General features: G+C 67.9%; 13 protein-coding genes. 4 read left to right on the plus strand and 9 right to left on the minus strand.

Annotation, left to right across the window (positions count from 1 at the left end; all coding sequences use genetic code 11):
- Nucleotides 1-41 precede the first annotated feature (41 nt).
- The 6 genes from ACZ5PO_RS18750 to ACZ5PO_RS18775 all read right to left on the minus strand — a co-directional run bounded on the left by ACZ5PO_RS18750 (nt 42) and on the right by ACZ5PO_RS18775 (nt 6,152).
- On the minus strand, nt 42-1,142 hold the full coding sequence (locus ACZ5PO_RS18750; protein WP_464196904.1) for an ABC transporter ATP-binding protein: 1,101 nt from the start codon (nt 1,140-1,142) through the stop codon (nt 42-44).
- Nucleotides 1,143-1,224: 82 nt separating this feature from the next.
- Nucleotides 1,225-2,457: an ABC transporter substrate-binding protein gene (locus tag ACZ5PO_RS18755; protein WP_464196186.1), complete on the minus strand. Its 1,233-nt coding sequence runs from the start codon at nt 2,455-2,457 to the stop codon at nt 1,225-1,227.
- Between the two features lie 30 nt (nt 2,458-2,487).
- Nucleotides 2,488-3,255 (minus strand): SDR family NAD(P)-dependent oxidoreductase, encoded by a 768-nt coding sequence (locus tag ACZ5PO_RS18760; protein ID WP_464196188.1) that lies wholly within the window; start codon nt 3,253-3,255, stop codon nt 2,488-2,490.
- Between the two features lie 12 nt (nt 3,256-3,267).
- On the minus strand, nt 3,268-4,116 hold the full coding sequence (locus ACZ5PO_RS18765; RefSeq protein ID WP_464196190.1) for an ABC transporter permease: 849 nt from the start codon (nt 4,114-4,116) through the stop codon (nt 3,268-3,270).
- Nucleotides 4,117-4,120: 4 nt separating this feature from the next.
- Complete coding sequence (locus ACZ5PO_RS18770) at nt 4,121-5,020, minus strand: ABC transporter permease (protein WP_464196192.1); 900 nt, start codon at nt 5,018-5,020, stop codon at nt 4,121-4,123.
- Between the two features lie 46 nt (nt 5,021-5,066).
- Entirely contained in the window at nt 5,067-6,152 is a 1,086-nt protein-coding gene (locus ACZ5PO_RS18775) for an ABC transporter ATP-binding protein (protein ID WP_464196194.1), read from the minus strand.
- Between the two features lie 583 nt (nt 6,153-6,735).
- Here ACZ5PO_RS18775 and ACZ5PO_RS18780 point away from each other — a divergent pair.
- Both ACZ5PO_RS18780 and ACZ5PO_RS18785 read left to right on the plus strand, forming a co-directional pair.
- Nucleotides 6,736-7,743: a GntR family transcriptional regulator gene (locus tag ACZ5PO_RS18780; RefSeq protein ID WP_464196196.1), complete on the plus strand. Its 1,008-nt coding sequence runs from the start codon at nt 6,736-6,738 to the stop codon at nt 7,741-7,743.
- A gap of 53 nt (nt 7,744-7,796) precedes the next feature.
- Nucleotides 7,797-8,126, plus strand: coding sequence for an MmcQ/YjbR family DNA-binding protein (locus tag ACZ5PO_RS18785; RefSeq protein WP_464196198.1), 330 nt, complete (start codon nt 7,797-7,799; stop codon nt 8,124-8,126).
- 130 nt (nt 8,127-8,256) lie between these two features.
- Here the strand turns inward: ACZ5PO_RS18785 and ACZ5PO_RS18790 are convergent, their stop codons facing one another.
- Nucleotides 8,257-8,610, minus strand: a complete 354-nt coding sequence (locus ACZ5PO_RS18790; protein ID WP_464196200.1) for a DUF1428 domain-containing protein — start codon at nt 8,608-8,610, stop codon at nt 8,257-8,259.
- Between the two features lie 519 nt (nt 8,611-9,129).
- Here ACZ5PO_RS18790 and ACZ5PO_RS18795 point away from each other — a divergent pair.
- Both ACZ5PO_RS18795 and ACZ5PO_RS18800 read left to right on the plus strand, forming a co-directional pair.
- On the plus strand, nt 9,130-9,579 hold the full coding sequence (locus ACZ5PO_RS18795) for a tetratricopeptide repeat protein (protein ID WP_464196202.1): 450 nt from the start codon (nt 9,130-9,132) through the stop codon (nt 9,577-9,579).
- Between the two features lie 489 nt (nt 9,580-10,068).
- Nucleotides 10,069-10,662 carry a tetratricopeptide repeat protein gene (locus ACZ5PO_RS18800; RefSeq protein ID WP_464196204.1) on the plus strand — a complete coding sequence of 198 codons (594 nt, stop codon included), beginning with the start codon at nt 10,069-10,071 and terminating at the stop codon, nt 10,660-10,662.
- An 81-nt stretch (nt 10,663-10,743) separates the two neighbouring features.
- On the opposite strand, the gene ACZ5PO_RS18805 is transcribed toward ACZ5PO_RS18800, so the two are convergent.
- Together ACZ5PO_RS18805 and ACZ5PO_RS18810 are read right to left on the minus strand one after the other, a co-directional pair.
- Nucleotides 10,744-11,799, minus strand: coding sequence for a transporter substrate-binding domain-containing protein (locus ACZ5PO_RS18805; RefSeq protein WP_464196206.1), 1,056 nt, complete (start codon nt 11,797-11,799; stop codon nt 10,744-10,746).
- A 209-nt stretch (nt 11,800-12,008) separates the two neighbouring features.
- The gene (locus ACZ5PO_RS18810) at nt 12,009-14,297 is read right to left on the minus strand and encodes an NADP-dependent malic enzyme (protein ID WP_464196208.1); all 2,289 of its coding nucleotides are present in this window, start codon (nt 14,295-14,297) and stop codon (nt 12,009-12,011) included.
- Between the last annotated feature and the right edge of the window lie 190 nt (nt 14,298-14,487).

Below are 14,487 nucleotides of genomic sequence, written 5' to 3' on the forward strand. Positions count from 1 at the left end.
CCCATCGATTTGTTGTGGCGGCCGCCGTTCGAGATCCAGGCTCAGGCGGCCGGGATGACGGTCGCTTCCGTGGCGTTCCAGGTGAGAACGATGTCGCCGCCCGCCGGAAAGGCGTTGGGCGGATACTTGTCCACGTGCCCCTCGAGCGCGATCGGCGCTCCCGTCGGCAGGGTGACGGCGATGTGCGAGACGTGGCCGACCACATCCGAGCGGCGCACGGTGGCGCCGACGACGTTGACGCTGGACTGGGCCGGCGTCGCGCCGGCGGTGCTTGCGCGCGCCTCGATTGCTTCGGCCGGAATGACGATCTTGGCGGCCTGGCCGCCGGCCAGCGGCCCATTGGCGCGACCGCTGAGATGACCCAGCGCCGTCTCGAGCAGGACGTGGTCGCCGTCGAGGCCCTTGACCGTGCCGTCCAGGATGGTGTTGCGGCCGATGAAGCGCGCCACGAACGGCGTGTCGGGCCGCGTGTAGAGCTGGTGGGGCGGGCTGATCTGCTCGACGCGGCCCTGGTTCATCACCACGATGCGGTCGGACAGCGACAGCGCCTCCGATTGCGCGTGGGTGACGAAGACGAAGGTGATGCCGAGCGTCTTCTGCAAGATCTTGAGCTCGGCCTGGATGGTCTTGCGCAGATTGGCGTCGAGCGCACCGAGCGGCTCGTCGAGCAGCAGGATCTCGGGCTCGACGGCAAGCCCGCGGGCCAGGGCGATGCGCTGGCGCTGGCCGCCGGAGAGCTTGTCGGGGCGCTTGTCGGCCACGTCCTCCAGGCCGAGCGTCGCCAGCAGATGGTCGACCTTGGCGGCCCGCTGCTTGGCGGCGAGCCCTTTCACCTCCAGCCCGTAGCCGATGTTCCGGCGCACGGTCATGTGCGGAAACAGGGCGTAGTTCTGGAAGATCATCGACGTCGGCCGCTGCTCGGGCGGCAGGTCGTTGATGGCGGAGCCGCGCACGCGGATGTAGCCGGAGGTGATCGACTCGAAGCCGGCGATCATCCTGAGCGTCGTGGTCTTGCCGCAGCCGGACGGGCCGAGGAACGCGATGAACTCGCCCTTGACCACCGACAGGTCGAAGTCGATGACGGCCGGCGTGCCGTTGTCGTAGACCTTGCCGACCTTGATGAGCTCGAGATCATAGAGCATGCGTCCGCCCGGGTGATGCTGCGCGGTGTCGGCGCGGAGCAACGGGCTGCTCCGCGCCGGAGGGGGAGGGGGCTGCGCCGGCTCAGGCGCTGAGGAACTCGTCCCACTTCTGGATCAGGTGGTCGTACTCGTCGGGCCACTGGTGCCAGTAGGCGACGAGCTTGGCGCGCTCCTCGAGCGAGCCGCCGTCGCGCAGGTCACCTTCCTTGATGCCGCGCTCGGGCGCTCCGACCCACGGCTTGCCCTCGTACCAGAAGGCGTACTTGGCCGGCGGCATGACCTTCTGGATGTTGGTCGTCGGCGAGTAGTAGCCCTGCTCGGAGACGGTGACGCCGGGCGGGCCCGACAGCCAGTAGTCGCAATAGGCGGCCACCGCGTCCTTGTTGGCGGAGCCGTTGATCAGGCACGGACCGATGGCCCAGCCACGGTAGCCTTCCTTGGGCACGGCGTACTTGCAGGGCTTGCCCTGCGCCTTCACCGCCATGACCGCCGGCTGCCAGGCGTCGCACACCACCATCTCGCCGGAGGCGAGCAGGTTGACGAGCTCGCCGAAGTCGCCCCACAGGGCCCGGAACTGTCCGTCCTTCTTCTTGGCGATGAGGAACTTGGCCGTCTCGTCGATCTCCGCGGTGCTCGGATTGCCGGGGTTCTTCACGTTCGACAGGCCGAGCGAGTTCATGGCCATGATGGCCTGGCCGAAGGCGATCAGCGGGTCGGTGTTGAGGCCGGACTTGCCCTTCCACTTGGGGTCGAACAGCGCCGTCCAGGTATTGGCCTCCTCGGCCGACAGCACGTCGGGATTGTAGCCGACCGAGTCGTAGTTATAGACCGACGGCACCTGCCACAGCTTGGTATGGCCGTCGTCCGCCCAGATCTGGCCGACGATCTGGGCCTTGGCGTCCCACTTCGGGTTGGACTTGGTGAAGGTGTCGCGAATATTCCCCCAGTTCTTCAGCGAGCTGGTCGGAATGGCTTCCAGGTTGTTGGTCTGGACGACGGCGGGCAGCCGCTCGCCTGTGGCCTCCCAGCAGTCGAAATCCTTCGAGCCCGACAGGATCTTGGTCTGGGCGTCGGGGAACGTCGCCGCGGTGCCGGAGGTCGAGCCGACGCCGGATTCCTTCTTGAAGTCGGCCAGGATGCGCTCCTGCACCGTGACCGACAGGCCGATCGTGCGCAACTGCTCGTCGGCGAGCGTTCCGGCCTTGGCGTAGGCCTGACGTGAGCTCAGGAACGGCGTGCCGCCGCCCATCGCCAGCGCCATCATGCCGGCCGAGCGCTTCAGCACCGAGCGCCGGCTCAGATCTTCCTTCGACATTGTCCCACCTCCACCTGTGCTTGCTTTGGCTCAGTAGCGGCCCACCAGCAGGCCGCCGTCCACCACCACCACCTGGCCGGTCATGTAGCGGGCGCCGGCCGACGCCAGGAACGCGATCACATCGGCGATCTCCTCCGGCTCGCCGATGCGTCCCATGGGAATGAAGGCGCCCGCCGCCTCGGCGCCCTGGGGGCCGAGCGAGTGCTCCTCCGAGAGCAGTTGCGCGGTGCGGATATAGCCGGGCGCAATGCCGTTGACGCGCACGCCGTCCTTGGCGAGCTCGACGGCGAGGCCTCGGACGAGGCCGACGACGCCGGACTTGGCGGCGGAGTAGTGCACGTGCTCGTCCCAGCCGTAGGCGACGCCCATGATCGAGGAGACGGCGACGATCGCCCCCGCGCCGCGCGCCCGCATGGCGGGGGCCGCGGCGCGCACCACGCGCAGGATGCCCTTGAGGTCGATGTCGAGCGTGACGTCCCACTTCTCGTCGCTCAGCGACGCCAGGGGCACCTTGTGGGCGATGCCGGCATTGGCGACGATCACATCGATGGCGCCGCGCCTGGCTTCCACGGCGGCGACGACGGCGTCGGCCCGCTCGGTGGAGCGCACGTCGAGCGCTATGAACTCGGCCGAGCCACCGGCGGCCGTGATCTCGGCGGCGACGGCGGCGCCTTCCGCCTCGAGCACGTCGGTGACGACCACGTGGTCGCCGGCGGCGGCGAAGGCCTTGGCGGTGGCCCGGCCGATGCCGATGCCGGCGCCGGTGATGAGGACGGTACGGGGCGTCGTGTCAGCCATGGACGGGGTTCCTCACGTGGCATCCTCCTGGATGGCGACGCGCCTGGCGCGCCTGATCGACAGGCCCATCAGCACCGCGTAGACGGCGAGCAGAGCGAACGAGAACAGGGTCGTCAGCACGCCGAAGGCGAAGACGTTGGGATGGATCTCGACCGAGAAGGTGCCGTAGATCGCGAGCGGCAGCGTCAGGTCGCGGCCCGAGGCGAACAGCGTGCGCGAGAACTCGTCGTAGCTCAGCGTGAAGGCGAACAGCATGGCCGACAGCACGCCGGGAAAGATCAGCGGAAACGTCACCTTGCGGAAGGTGCGCCCCGGCGAGACGCCGAGCGACCATGAGGCCTCCTCGACGCTCTGGTCGAAGCGGTTGAAGATCGCCAGCATCACCAGGAAGGCGAAGGGGAAGGTGTAGACGACGTGGAGCACGAAGGCGGTGCTCCACCAGTGCCGGTCGATGCCCAGCGCGTTGGCGACGAGCGACGTGCCGAGGCCGACCAGCACGCCCGGCACCATCATGCCGAGCACGATCAGATAGAAGACGATGCCCGAGCCCTTGAAGCGGGTGCGGAAGGCCTGGGCGCTGGCGACGCCGAGCACCGTCGACACCACCATGGTCATGAAGGCGAGCACGAGCGAGCGCACCAGGCTCTCGTCGATCGGCAGCGGCGCCACCCGTGACGGCGGCACCAGGCCGAGCAGGTGACGGTACCAGTAGGTCGACCATTCGATGATCGGAAACTGCGGTCCGCCCTCCGGCCCGGTCTGGAACGACAGGATCGCCAGCACGACGAAGGGGCCGTACAGGAACAGCAGGAACAGGGCCGTGTAGGTGGCGAGCGCCGGCTTGATGACGGTGGACTGCATGGGCTCAGAGCTCCTTGCGGAGGTCGACGACGCGCAGCAGCGCCGCCACCACCACGCCCATGATCACGGTGAGGATCACGCCGACGACGGCGGCAAAGGCCCATTTCAGCGAGCCCACCTGGGTGACGATGATGTTGCCGAGCAGGTTGACCTTGCGGCCCGACAGCGCGGCCGACGTCGCGAACTCGCCGAGCACCATCACCGAGACGAAGATGGCGCCCACGACGACGCCCGGCATCGACAGCGGCAGGATGATGGTGCGGAAGATGCGGCCGAAGCCGGCGCCGAGATCGCGCGCCGCCTCCAGCACGTTGGGGTCGATGCGTCCGAGCATGAAGGCGATCGGCCCGACCATGAACACGCAGTAGATCTGGGTCATGCCGATGACGACCGAGAGCTCGGAGAACAGCAGCGCCTCGATCGGCGCCGAGGTGATGTGCAGGCCCTGCAGCACGAGGTTGATCGCGCCTTCCTTGCCGAGCATCGGCCGCCAGGCCAGCACGCGGATCAGGAAGGAGGTCCAGAACGGGATGACGCAGAGCACCAGCAGGATGGTCTGGAGCGTCTTGTTCCTGACGAACAGGCCGACGAAGAGCGCCGTCGGGTAGCCGACGAGCAACGTCATCGCCAGCACCGTCAGCCAGATGCGGACGGTGGTCCAGAGCGCGGTGAGGTAGGTGTCGCTGGAGAAGAAGTTGACCCAGCTCTTGGTGGTCAGCACCGGCGTGATGGTGAACGTCGTCTGGGTCCAGAACGACACGTAGACCATCATCAGGATCGGCAGCACGAGGAACAGCGTCATCCAGAGGACGCCGGGCAGCACCAGCCACAGCGTCGTGCGCCGCGGCGTCGGCCGTTCCACTTTCTCTTCCGCCAGGCCGTCCGATAGGGCCGTCATCGTCATACGGTCGGGCTCCTCATGCAGGTGCAGGGCCAAATGCGGGCCATCGTCAGGCGAAGACGAGCGCGTCGCGGCGCTTCCAGACCAGGCCGTAGCGCTGCTCCGCTCCGTACGCGGCGGGGCTGCGATGGCTCAGGTGGGCCTCGACTTCGACGACGCGCCCGTCGTCGAGCCGGAAGAAGGACAGCTGGGTCGCGCCGGTGTATTCGCTGGCGACGAAGGCGCCCTCGATACGCACCTCGTCGGCGTCGACGGGCTCCGCCGGCGCACGCACGTGGATGCGGTCGTGACGCACGGCATAGGCCGGGCCGCCGCCCTTGGGCGCCGGCGCCGGCGCCGCGCCGTCGAGCGGGAAGCGGCCGGCCGGCCCGACGAAGGCGCCGTCGCCGAGATCGCCGTCGAAGAGGTTGTAGCAATTGAGGAAGCGGGCGACGGCGGGCGAGGCGGGCCGGTTGTAGACGGTGTCGGGATCGTCGATCTGGCCGACGCGGCCACGGTCCAGCACGATCAGGCTGTCGCCCATGGCCAGCGCCTCCGTCTCGCTGCCGGTGACGTGCAGGAAGGTGACGCCGAGGCGCTCGCGGATGGCGCGGAGCTCGTCGCGCATGCGGGTGCGCAGATTGGCGTCGAGCGCCCCCAGCGGTTCGTCCAGCAGCACCAGTCCCGGCTCGGTGATCAGCGTGCGGGCGAGCGCCACGCGCTGGCGTTGGCCGCCCGAAATTTGTGCAACGCCGCGCTCCTCGAGCCCGGTGAGACCGGTCAAGGCGACGATATCGCGGACCTTGGCGGCGATGGCCGGGGCGGAGAGCGGTGCTGCGCCGTCGCGGTTCTCCAGCCCGAAGCTGATGTTCCGGGCGACGCTCAAATGCGGGAACAGCGCGAAGTTCTGGAAGACGAAGCCGATGTTGCGGCGATGCGCCGGCACGCCCTCCAGGCTCTTGCCGGCCAGCGAGACGACGCCGCTGTCCTGCGGCTCGAAGCCGGCGATGACGCGCAGCAGCGTGGTCTTGCCCGACCCGCTCGGCCCGAGCAGGGAGATATAGGCGTTGTCCGGCAAGCTCAGCGTCACGCTGTCCAGCGCGCGCAAGGCCCCATAGGTCCTGGAGACGTTGTCGAGCTTGAGGATTGTCGCCACGCAGTTCTCCTGGTCGAGATCGGGTACGATGACGATCGACAGGCTTTGTTCGATGTATAGGTCGGCAAAAATTCAGATGTTCATCGTAGTACTTGCGACGATGAACGATCGTACTGCCCGCCGTCTCGGATCGCCTGCGGACGCTCCGAGATCAGCAGCAAGGTGCTCGCCTCAACGAATGAAAACGTAGTACGAGTGAATTTTGTATGCAATGGGCTTTATTTTGGCAGCGCAAGACAAAAATCGACCATTCCGCCCAATTGGCGGGCAGAGTGTCGGCGCAGCGTCCGATGTCGCCGCCCGTAGCGGTCGACGCAAAGCCTGCGCCGGGCGTAGAGGTTTCCCATAGCATTCGGTTCGTCGAATAAAGGATATTCAAAACTCAGATATAGCGAGGGGGAGCGACCGCGAGCTTGGCCTGGATGCAGCCGGGCGGTGTCGCGATGTTCGCGAGCCGGCCTTGAGCGAAAGTCGCTAGCGGCATATGGTATGCAATAGTCATTTTATCGTGACGTCGGCGACCAGGCCAACGCATGTCCGGCGCCGTCCCCCCCCCAACCTGTCGATCTGATCGGTGCGCCGAATGGCTCAGGCAAAGACATCGAAGGCGCCGGCGCGGCACGAGGTCATCGAGCAAGTGCTCCGGGCCAATATCATCGACCAGCGCCTCCCCCCCGGACTGGTGCTGCTGGAGGGGCCGATCGCCACCATCATGCGGACATCGCGCGCGCCGGTGCAGCGCGCCTTGCAGCAACTCGGCGCCGACGGCCTCGTGCATCGCTTCGACGGGCGCGGCTACCTCGTCGGTCCGCCCGGCCAGGGCCTCGCGCCGATCCGGCGTGACATCAAGGCGCTCGGATTGGTCCTGCCGCACGGGGCCGGCGAGGCGCTGGCCAGCCGCACCTCCTGGTCGCGCATCTACAACACCGTGGAAGCGGACGTCGCCGGCTGCGTGGTCTTCGGCCAATACCGCATCATCGAGACGGAGCTGGCGGATCATTTTCGCGTCAGCCGCACGGTGGTGCGCGAGGTTCTCGGCCGCCTTCAGGAGCGCGGCCTCGTCCGCAAGAACCAGAGCTCGCATTGGATCGCCGGGCCGCTGACGGCGCAGACGATCAAGGACCACTATGCCATCCGGCGCATGCTCGAGCCGCCGGCCTTGCAGGCGGCGGCGCCGCGGCTCGACCGCGGCCGCCTGTCGGCCCTGTTCGACCAATTGCGCGCCGCCGAGACCGACGACAGCCTGCCGTCGGGCGGCGCCGGTCCCGAGCTCGACGTGCTGCTGATCGAGACGTGCGTGCTCGCCACGCCGAACGAGAAGCTCAACGAGCTGATCCGCAACAACCTGCTGCCCGTGCTGGCGTCCGAGCGGCTGCTGCGGCGGCTCGGATTGCCCGGCGACCGAACGGCGCTGACCGAGCACCGCCTGATCGTCGAGCTCCTGCTCCGCGGCTCCGTCGATGCGGCGGCTGCCATGCTGGACGCCCATCTCGGCGCTGCCCTCAACCGCAACATCGCCCAGATGAAGATCGTCGCCATGATCCCGGAGCCGCAGTCGGTCGCCGCCTACCTGACGCGGGTCGACGAATAGCGCACGGTTCGCGCTATGCTGCCGGAAGATGAGTTAGGCGGGGAGGGTGCCAGGTGGCGACAGGCGAGGATCTGCGGCGCTTGGCTTTGGCCCTCGACGGCACGACCGAAGCGCCGCACTTCGACCGGACGGCGTTCAAGGTGGCGCGCATCTACGTGACCCTCGCCGGCGATGGCCGCACCGCGAACTTCAACTTCACGCCCGACGAGCAGGAATTCAAGTGCATGGTGGCGCCCGAGGCGTTCACGGCTATTCCAAACGGCTGGGGTAGGCGCGGCTGGACCGCCGCAGAGTTGGACAGGCTGAGCGAAGAGGATCTCGTGGCGGCCCTGCGGACGGCCCACGCCCACGCACTGGCCAGGCCGTCTCGGAGACGCCGCTGAGGCGCGATACGTTCGTCCGGATTGCGCAGAACGGGGAAGCGCCACGGCGTGCGCCCCGCCAGTGCCGCCAGCGCCAGCACGCGGGCGGCGCTCGGCCTGATCGCAGGGAAGCCGTGAGCGCTCCTGCCGCCTATAGCTCCATGAAGGATTTGAAGCCGCCGTAGATCATGCGCTTGCCGTCGAAAGGCATGGCCGCCGGGTCGGTCTTGAGCCGCGGGTCGGCCATGACCTTGACGTTGATGGCGTCGCGCTGTTCGCGTGATTCGTAGACGATCCAGGAGAACACCACGGTCTCGTCGTCCTTGGCCTGCACAGCGCGCGGAAACGACGTCAGCTCGCCGTAGGGCACATCGTCGGCGACGCATTCCACATAGGCGAGGGCGCCGTGCTCCTTCCAGATTCGGCCGGCGAGCCGCGCCAGGTCCTTGTAGGCCTCCAGCTTCTCCTTCGGCACCGCCAGCACGAAGCCATCGACGTAGGGCATGCAAGTCTCCTCTCCTGAGCGATGAACGAAGGACGATCGGCGTCGTCGCGATCCGACAAGCCCCGCACGTTTTGTTCAGGCATGGCCGGCCGGGACCGCTTTACGGCGGCAATATCGGCAGCGGACGCCCACCGCGTCAAAGACGGCGGCCGGTGCTCACGATGTCGCTACCGGCGGATTAAATGGGCTTCGCGAACAGTCTTTCCTCCATGGAGACCGGGCCGCATTCGCCGGCGGAGAGGCCGTGAGCCCGCCCGGCGCGATCCCAACGAGCCGGGCCTCCAGCAGCAGAGGGAGGACACAATGAGCAGGATCTTGAACGATATGCATCTCTGTGCACCCCGGCGCAGCAGCGTCTGGCGTTGGTCGGCTGTGATGGCGGTCGTCCTGGCGGGCGGCGCGGCTCTGGCTGCTGGCGGTGGAGGCGGCGGCGGAGGAGGGGGAGGAGGCGGAGGGGGCGGCGGCGGAGGCGGAGGCGGCGCAGGTGGCGGTGCCGGCGGCGGTGGCGGCGAAGGCGCCATGACTTGCCCCCGCGGCGAGATCTTCAGCCCCGGTGCACGCGCGTGCGTCAGGGCCCGCGCCGGTCTCCTCAGCGACGACGAGCTGGCCGAATACGCCTTCGTGCTCGCCAAGAAGGCCCAGCGCTACGACGAGGCGCTCGACGTGCTCGGCCTGGTGCAGGACCAGAGTACGCCCAAGGTCTTGAACTATCGCGGCTACGCCACGCGCAAGCTGGGCCGGGTGGATGAAGGCATCGGCTATTACCTCAAGTCCGTATCGCTCGATCCCAAATATGCGCAGGTCCGCGAATACTTGGGCGAAGCCTATGTGACCCAGGGCAAGCTCGACCTCGCCCGCGAGCAGCTCACCGCCATCGAGGCCATCGCCGGCAAGGATAACGAGGAGTACGAGGACCTGGCCGACGCGATCGCGGACGCCGAAAAGGCCGGCGCGCCGGGCAAGATGTAGGCGGCACCGACCGGTTGCCGCATTCACGCCGCGACCCTGAGCAGGTGCGCATTCGTGAGCGGCGAGGAAGGCGCGCAGCCGCTCGGCATAGTCTGATGCGACCGCATGTTGCACGCTGGGACGTTCGGCAAGCGCCCGGCGCCAAGCCCGGACTTTGGCCGTCTGCGTAAAGACGTCCGTGTCGGCGATCGTGTCGAACATGTCGAAGTACCGGAAGACCGGCGCGTAGACCGCGTCGACGAGGCGCGCGAGCAGAAGCTGTTCGCAGGCCGACACGTGCCGCTCACGAAGTCGCTACCGGCGGAATAGAACGGCGATCGGCTCAGTCTTTCGTCCCGTGGCGGGCACGCCGCGCCCCGGCGGGGTCGGTCGCGTGCCATCCCGCCAGGGATGGACGTGCTCCCGGATCGAGAGCCGGAGCATGGCAGCCCGGGGGGATGCCCCGGGGTGATCGCAGCACATCGTAGAAGCTTCCGACGGAGGACAGGGATGAGCAAGATCTTGAACGAGGTGCATCGCCTCGCGCCCGGACGGCGCGCTGGCTGGATCTGCTCGGCGGCGTTGGCGGTCGCCTTCGCCGGCGGTGGCGCGCTGGCAGCGGGCGGCGGCGGTGGCGGCGGTGGTGGCGACCAGGAGACCTGCCCGCGCGGCGAGGTCTACAGCGCCGGAGCTCGCCAGTGCGTGAAGGCGCGCGCAGGCGTCATGAGCGACGACGCCCTTGCCGAATACGCCATCGTGTTGGCCAAGAAGGCGGGGCGCTACGACGAGGCGCTCGAGGTGCTCGCGCTGGTGCAGGATCAGAACACGCCCAAGGCGCTGAACTACCGCGGCTACATCACGCGCAAGCTGGGCCGGGTCGACGAAGGCATCGGCTACTACCTCAAGTCGGTCTCGCTCGATCCCAAGTACGCGCAGGTGCGCGAGTATCTGGGCGAAGCCTACGTCACCCAGGGCAAGCTCGACCTGGCCCGCGAGCAACTGGCGGTGATCGCCACCATCAGCGGCAAGGATAGCGAGGAGTACGAGGATCTGGCCGCGGCCATCGCCGGCGCGGAGGCGAAGGCGCCCCCGTCCAAGTCGTAGGGCTCAGGGCGCGGGGCCCCGCGTCGGTCGCGAGGTCCAGGTTTATGGGTGGCCGGGGGGCGAGCCTGGCCATTCCATCAGCTATTTCGAGAACCATTTGTCGTAGAGGCGCTGGTAGGTGCCGTCCTCACGCAGGGCGAGCAAGGCGTTGTTCACCTGCTTGCGCAGCTGGCTGCCGGGCGGGAAGACGATGCCGAAGTCCTCCTTGCGGAAGATCGGGCCGACCATGTGCACCAGCCCCTTGCCCTCGTTGGCCACGTGGTAGAGCAGCACGGGGGCATCGAAGACCACTGCGTCCACCTGCTTGTCCACGAGTTCCTGGTACGTCTCGTCGATGCGTCCGAACTCGCTGACGTAGGCCCCGATCTCGTTCAGGAAGACGGCCGCGGTGCTGCCGCGTGTGGTGGCGACGGCCTTGCCGCGCAGATCGTCGGGGCCGTTGATCGAGCCCTGGATCTGCTGCACCGTCAGTGTCGCCGTGAGCTGGGCGGTGTAGAAGGCGACAAAGACGACGCCGGCGAACATCCAGAGCACGGCGAAGATGCGGGCGAGCCATTGCCGCGGCATCTGGTCGCTCTGCGTCGCCAGCGTCCCCGCTGCCCAGAACAGCGCGTGAAAGATCCCGGGAATGTAGCGATCGGTCGGGATGATGCCGTCCGGCTGGCGCCGCTCCAGCCACCATATGATGTGGGCCGGGATCAGGATCAGCAGCAGGGCGATGCCGATCCAGACCAGGATCGCCTTGGAGAACAGCAGCTCGAGCAGGGTCCACAGCGGGTTGCTGTCACTGTCCTGGCCGCCGCCGCGCACCATGATCTGCAGGCCGCTGTTGAGCATCGGCTGCGAGAAGTCGAACTCCCTGTCGCGCGCCGCCGTGATCGAGATCGCGGAGATGCCGGCCTCCGCCTGCCCGCTGCGGATCAACTCCAGCAGCGAGCGCACGTCCGGCGCCAGCACGTACTCGGTCTTGAGGTTGAGGCGCTCGGCGATCGCGTTCCACAGCTCGATGCTGAAGCCGCTGAGCCGGCCCGGCTCGCCCATGACGAAGGGCGGCAGCAGGCGCGTCGCCACCTTGATGTCCTGCGGCGGCGCCTGCGCGTGCACGGCCGCGATGCCGGCGCCGAGCCACGCGGCCACGGCCAGCAGCCTGAGAAGACCCCCATCGAACGCTCTCCGTCGTTCTGGTCGTCGGGAGATCTATTAGCCGCGCTTGTGGTGTCTTGTATGACGACGCTAGAGCGCGTCGCGATCGGGTGGACTCACCCGATCGCTGAAAAGTGCTCTAGATTCAACGAGTTGCATAATTTCGATCGGATCGGGTGATCTTATCTGATCGGAATATGCTTTTAGCCGCCGATATTGAACGCCGCCAGCGCTGCCATGTTGACGATGTCGCTGTCGCGCGCGCCGAGCGAGACGATCTGCACAGGCTTGTCGAGGCCGACGATAAGCGGGCCGATCACCGTCGAGCCGCCCAGCTCCTGCAGCATCTTGGTCGAGATCGAGGCCGAGTGGAACGCCGGCATGACCAGCACGTTGGCCGGGCCGGTGAGCCGGCAGAACGGATACTGGGCCATGATATCGCGGTTGAGCGCCACGTCGGCGCCCATCTCGCCGTCGTACTCGAAGTCGACGCGCATGCCGTCGAGGATCTTCACCGCCTCGCGCACGCGCTTCGAGCGCTCTCCCTCCGGCTGGCCGAACGTCGAAAAGGCCAGCATGGCGACGCGCGGCTCGTAGCCGAGCCGGCGGGCCACGTTGGCGGCTTCGATCGAGATCTCCGCCAGCTCCCGCTCGTCCGGCATCTCGGTGATGGCGGTATCGGCGACGAGTACCGTGCGGCCGCGCGTCAGCACCAGGGAGACGCCGATGACGCGGTGGCCGGGCTTGGGGTCGATGACGCGGCGCACGTCCTCGAGCGCCAGCGAGTAGTTGCGGGTGACGCCGGTCACCACCGCGTCGGCGTCCCCGAGCGCCACCATGGCCGCGGCGAAGTGGTTGCGGTCCTGGTTGATCAGGCGCTGGCAGTCGCGCAGCAGGAAGCCGCGGCGCTGGAGCCGGTCGTACAGGAACTGCGCGTAGGCCGCGTTGCGCCTGGACAGCCGCGCATTGTGGATCTCCAGGCCGTCGCGGCCGTCGAGCTCGATGCCGGCGGCGCGGGCGGTCGCCTGCACGCGGTCCTCGCGGCCGACCAGGACGGCCGTGCCGAGGCCCTGGTTGACGAAGGAGATGGCGGCGCGGATGACCTGCTCCTCCTCGCCCTCGGCGAAGACGACCCGCTTGGGGTAGCGGCGCACGCGCTCGAAGATGCGCTGCAGCGTGCCGGCGACCGGGTCGCGCCGCGCCGAGAGCTGGTTCTTGTAGGCGGTGGTGTCGACGATCGGCCGTCGCGCCACGCCGGTCTCCATGGCGGCCCGGGCGACCGCCGGCGGCACCGTGTGGATAAGGCGCGGGTCGAACGGCACCGGGATGATGTAGTCGCGGCCGAAGCGCGGCCGGGCGCCCTTGTAGGCGGCGGCCACCTCGTCCGGCACGTCCTCGCGCGCCAGCGCCGCAAGCGCCTCCGCGGCGGCGATCTTCATCTCCATGTTGATGGCGGTGGCGCGCACGTCGAGCGCGCCGCGGAAGATGTAGGGGAAGCCGAGCACGTTGTTGACCTGGTTCGGATAGTCCGAACGGCCGGTGGCCACGATGGCATCGTCGCGGATGGCCGTGACCTCCTCCGGTGTCACCTCCGGGTCGGGGTTGGCCATGGCGAAGATGATCGGGTTCGGCGCCATCGAGCGGATCATGTCGGCGCTGAAGGCACCCTTGACCGAAAGCCCGAGCACTGCGTCGGCGCCGACGAAGGCGTCGGCCAGGGTGCGCGCGTCGGTTTCCGCCGCGTGCGCCGACTTCCACTGGTTCATGCCCTCGGTGCGGCCGCGGTAGATGACGCCCTTGGTGTCGCAGAGGATGACGTTGTCGGGCGCGAAGCCCATCGCCTTGATCAGCTCGACGCAGGCGATGCCGGCCGCGCCCGCGCCGTTGACCAGCAGCTTGGTGGTCTTCACGTCGCGGCCGGTCAGATGCAGCGCGTTGATCAGGCCGGCCGCCGCGATGATGGCGGTGCCGTGCTGATCGTCGTGGAAGACCGGGATGTCCATCAGCTCGCGCAGGCGCTCTTCGATGATGAAGCACTCCGGCGCCTTGATGTCCTCCAGGTTGATGCCGCCGAAGGAGGCGCCGAGATAGCGCACGCAGTTGATGAATTCGTCCGGGTCCTCGGTCGAGACCTCCAGGTCGATCGAATCGACGTCGGCGAAGCGCTTGAACAGCACCGCCTTGCCTTCCATCACCGGCTTGGAGGCGAGTGCGCCCAGGTTGCCCAGCCCCAGGATCGCCGTGCCGTTGGAGATCACCGCGACGAGGTTGCCGCGGGCCGTATAGTCGAACGCCTTGCTCGAGTCGGAGGCGATGGCCAGCACGGGTACTGCGACCCCTGGCGAATAGGCGAGCGAGAGATCACGCTGCGTCGCCATCGGCTTGGTGGCGATGATCTCGAGCTTGCCCGGCCGGCCCTGGGAGTGGAACAGCAGCGCTTCCTGGTCGGTGAAGGTGGCGCGTGTCGGTCGGCGCGTGGGCTGGTCGGTCATGGCTCGGTTCTGTGCTCGTTGCCGCGGTCGATGGTGCGAGCGGGGGCGGACGGGGAGAGCGGGCGCGAACGACGCCCCCTCGGGTTGCGAGCCGCGGACCTTACGCAGGCGAGGCAGTGGTCTCAAGCCGCGGCGCCGGAGAATTTCTTGCGCACTGCAACAGAAGCGGCGCCAGCATACGCCTGTTGAT

This window comes from Chelatococcus sp. KU-N122 (assembly GCF_055391085.1).

Coding starts and splice junctions, on each gene's coding strand:
- ACZ5PO_RS18795 (WP_464196202.1), top strand. CDS start 9,130: ATGACTTGCCCCCGCGGCGAGATCTTCAGCCCCGGTGCACGCGCGTGC.
- ACZ5PO_RS18810 (WP_464196208.1), bottom strand. CDS start 14,297: ATGACCGACCAGCCCACGCGCCGACCGACACGCGCCACCTTCACCGAC.
- ACZ5PO_RS18790 (WP_464196200.1), bottom strand. CDS start 8,610: ATGCCCTACGTCGATGGCTTCGTGCTGGCGGTGCCGAAGGAGAAGCTG.
- ACZ5PO_RS18760 (WP_464196188.1), bottom strand. CDS start 3,255: ATGGCTGACACGACGCCCCGTACCGTCCTCATCACCGGCGCCGGCATC.
- ACZ5PO_RS18800 (WP_464196204.1), top strand. CDS start 10,069: ATGAGCAAGATCTTGAACGAGGTGCATCGCCTCGCGCCCGGACGGCGC.
- ACZ5PO_RS18770 (WP_464196192.1), bottom strand. CDS start 5,020: ATGACGATGACGGCCCTATCGGACGGCCTGGCGGAAGAGAAAGTGGAA.
- ACZ5PO_RS18755 (WP_464196186.1), bottom strand. CDS start 2,457: ATGTCGAAGGAAGATCTGAGCCGGCGCTCGGTGCTGAAGCGCTCGGCC.
- ACZ5PO_RS18750 (WP_464196904.1), bottom strand. CDS start 1,142: ATGCTCTATGATCTCGAGCTCATCAAGGTCGGCAAGGTCTACGACAAC.
- ACZ5PO_RS18765 (WP_464196190.1), bottom strand. CDS start 4,116: ATGCAGTCCACCGTCATCAAGCCGGCGCTCGCCACCTACACGGCCCTG.
- ACZ5PO_RS18780 (WP_464196196.1), top strand. CDS start 6,736: ATGGCTCAGGCAAAGACATCGAAGGCGCCGGCGCGGCACGAGGTCATC.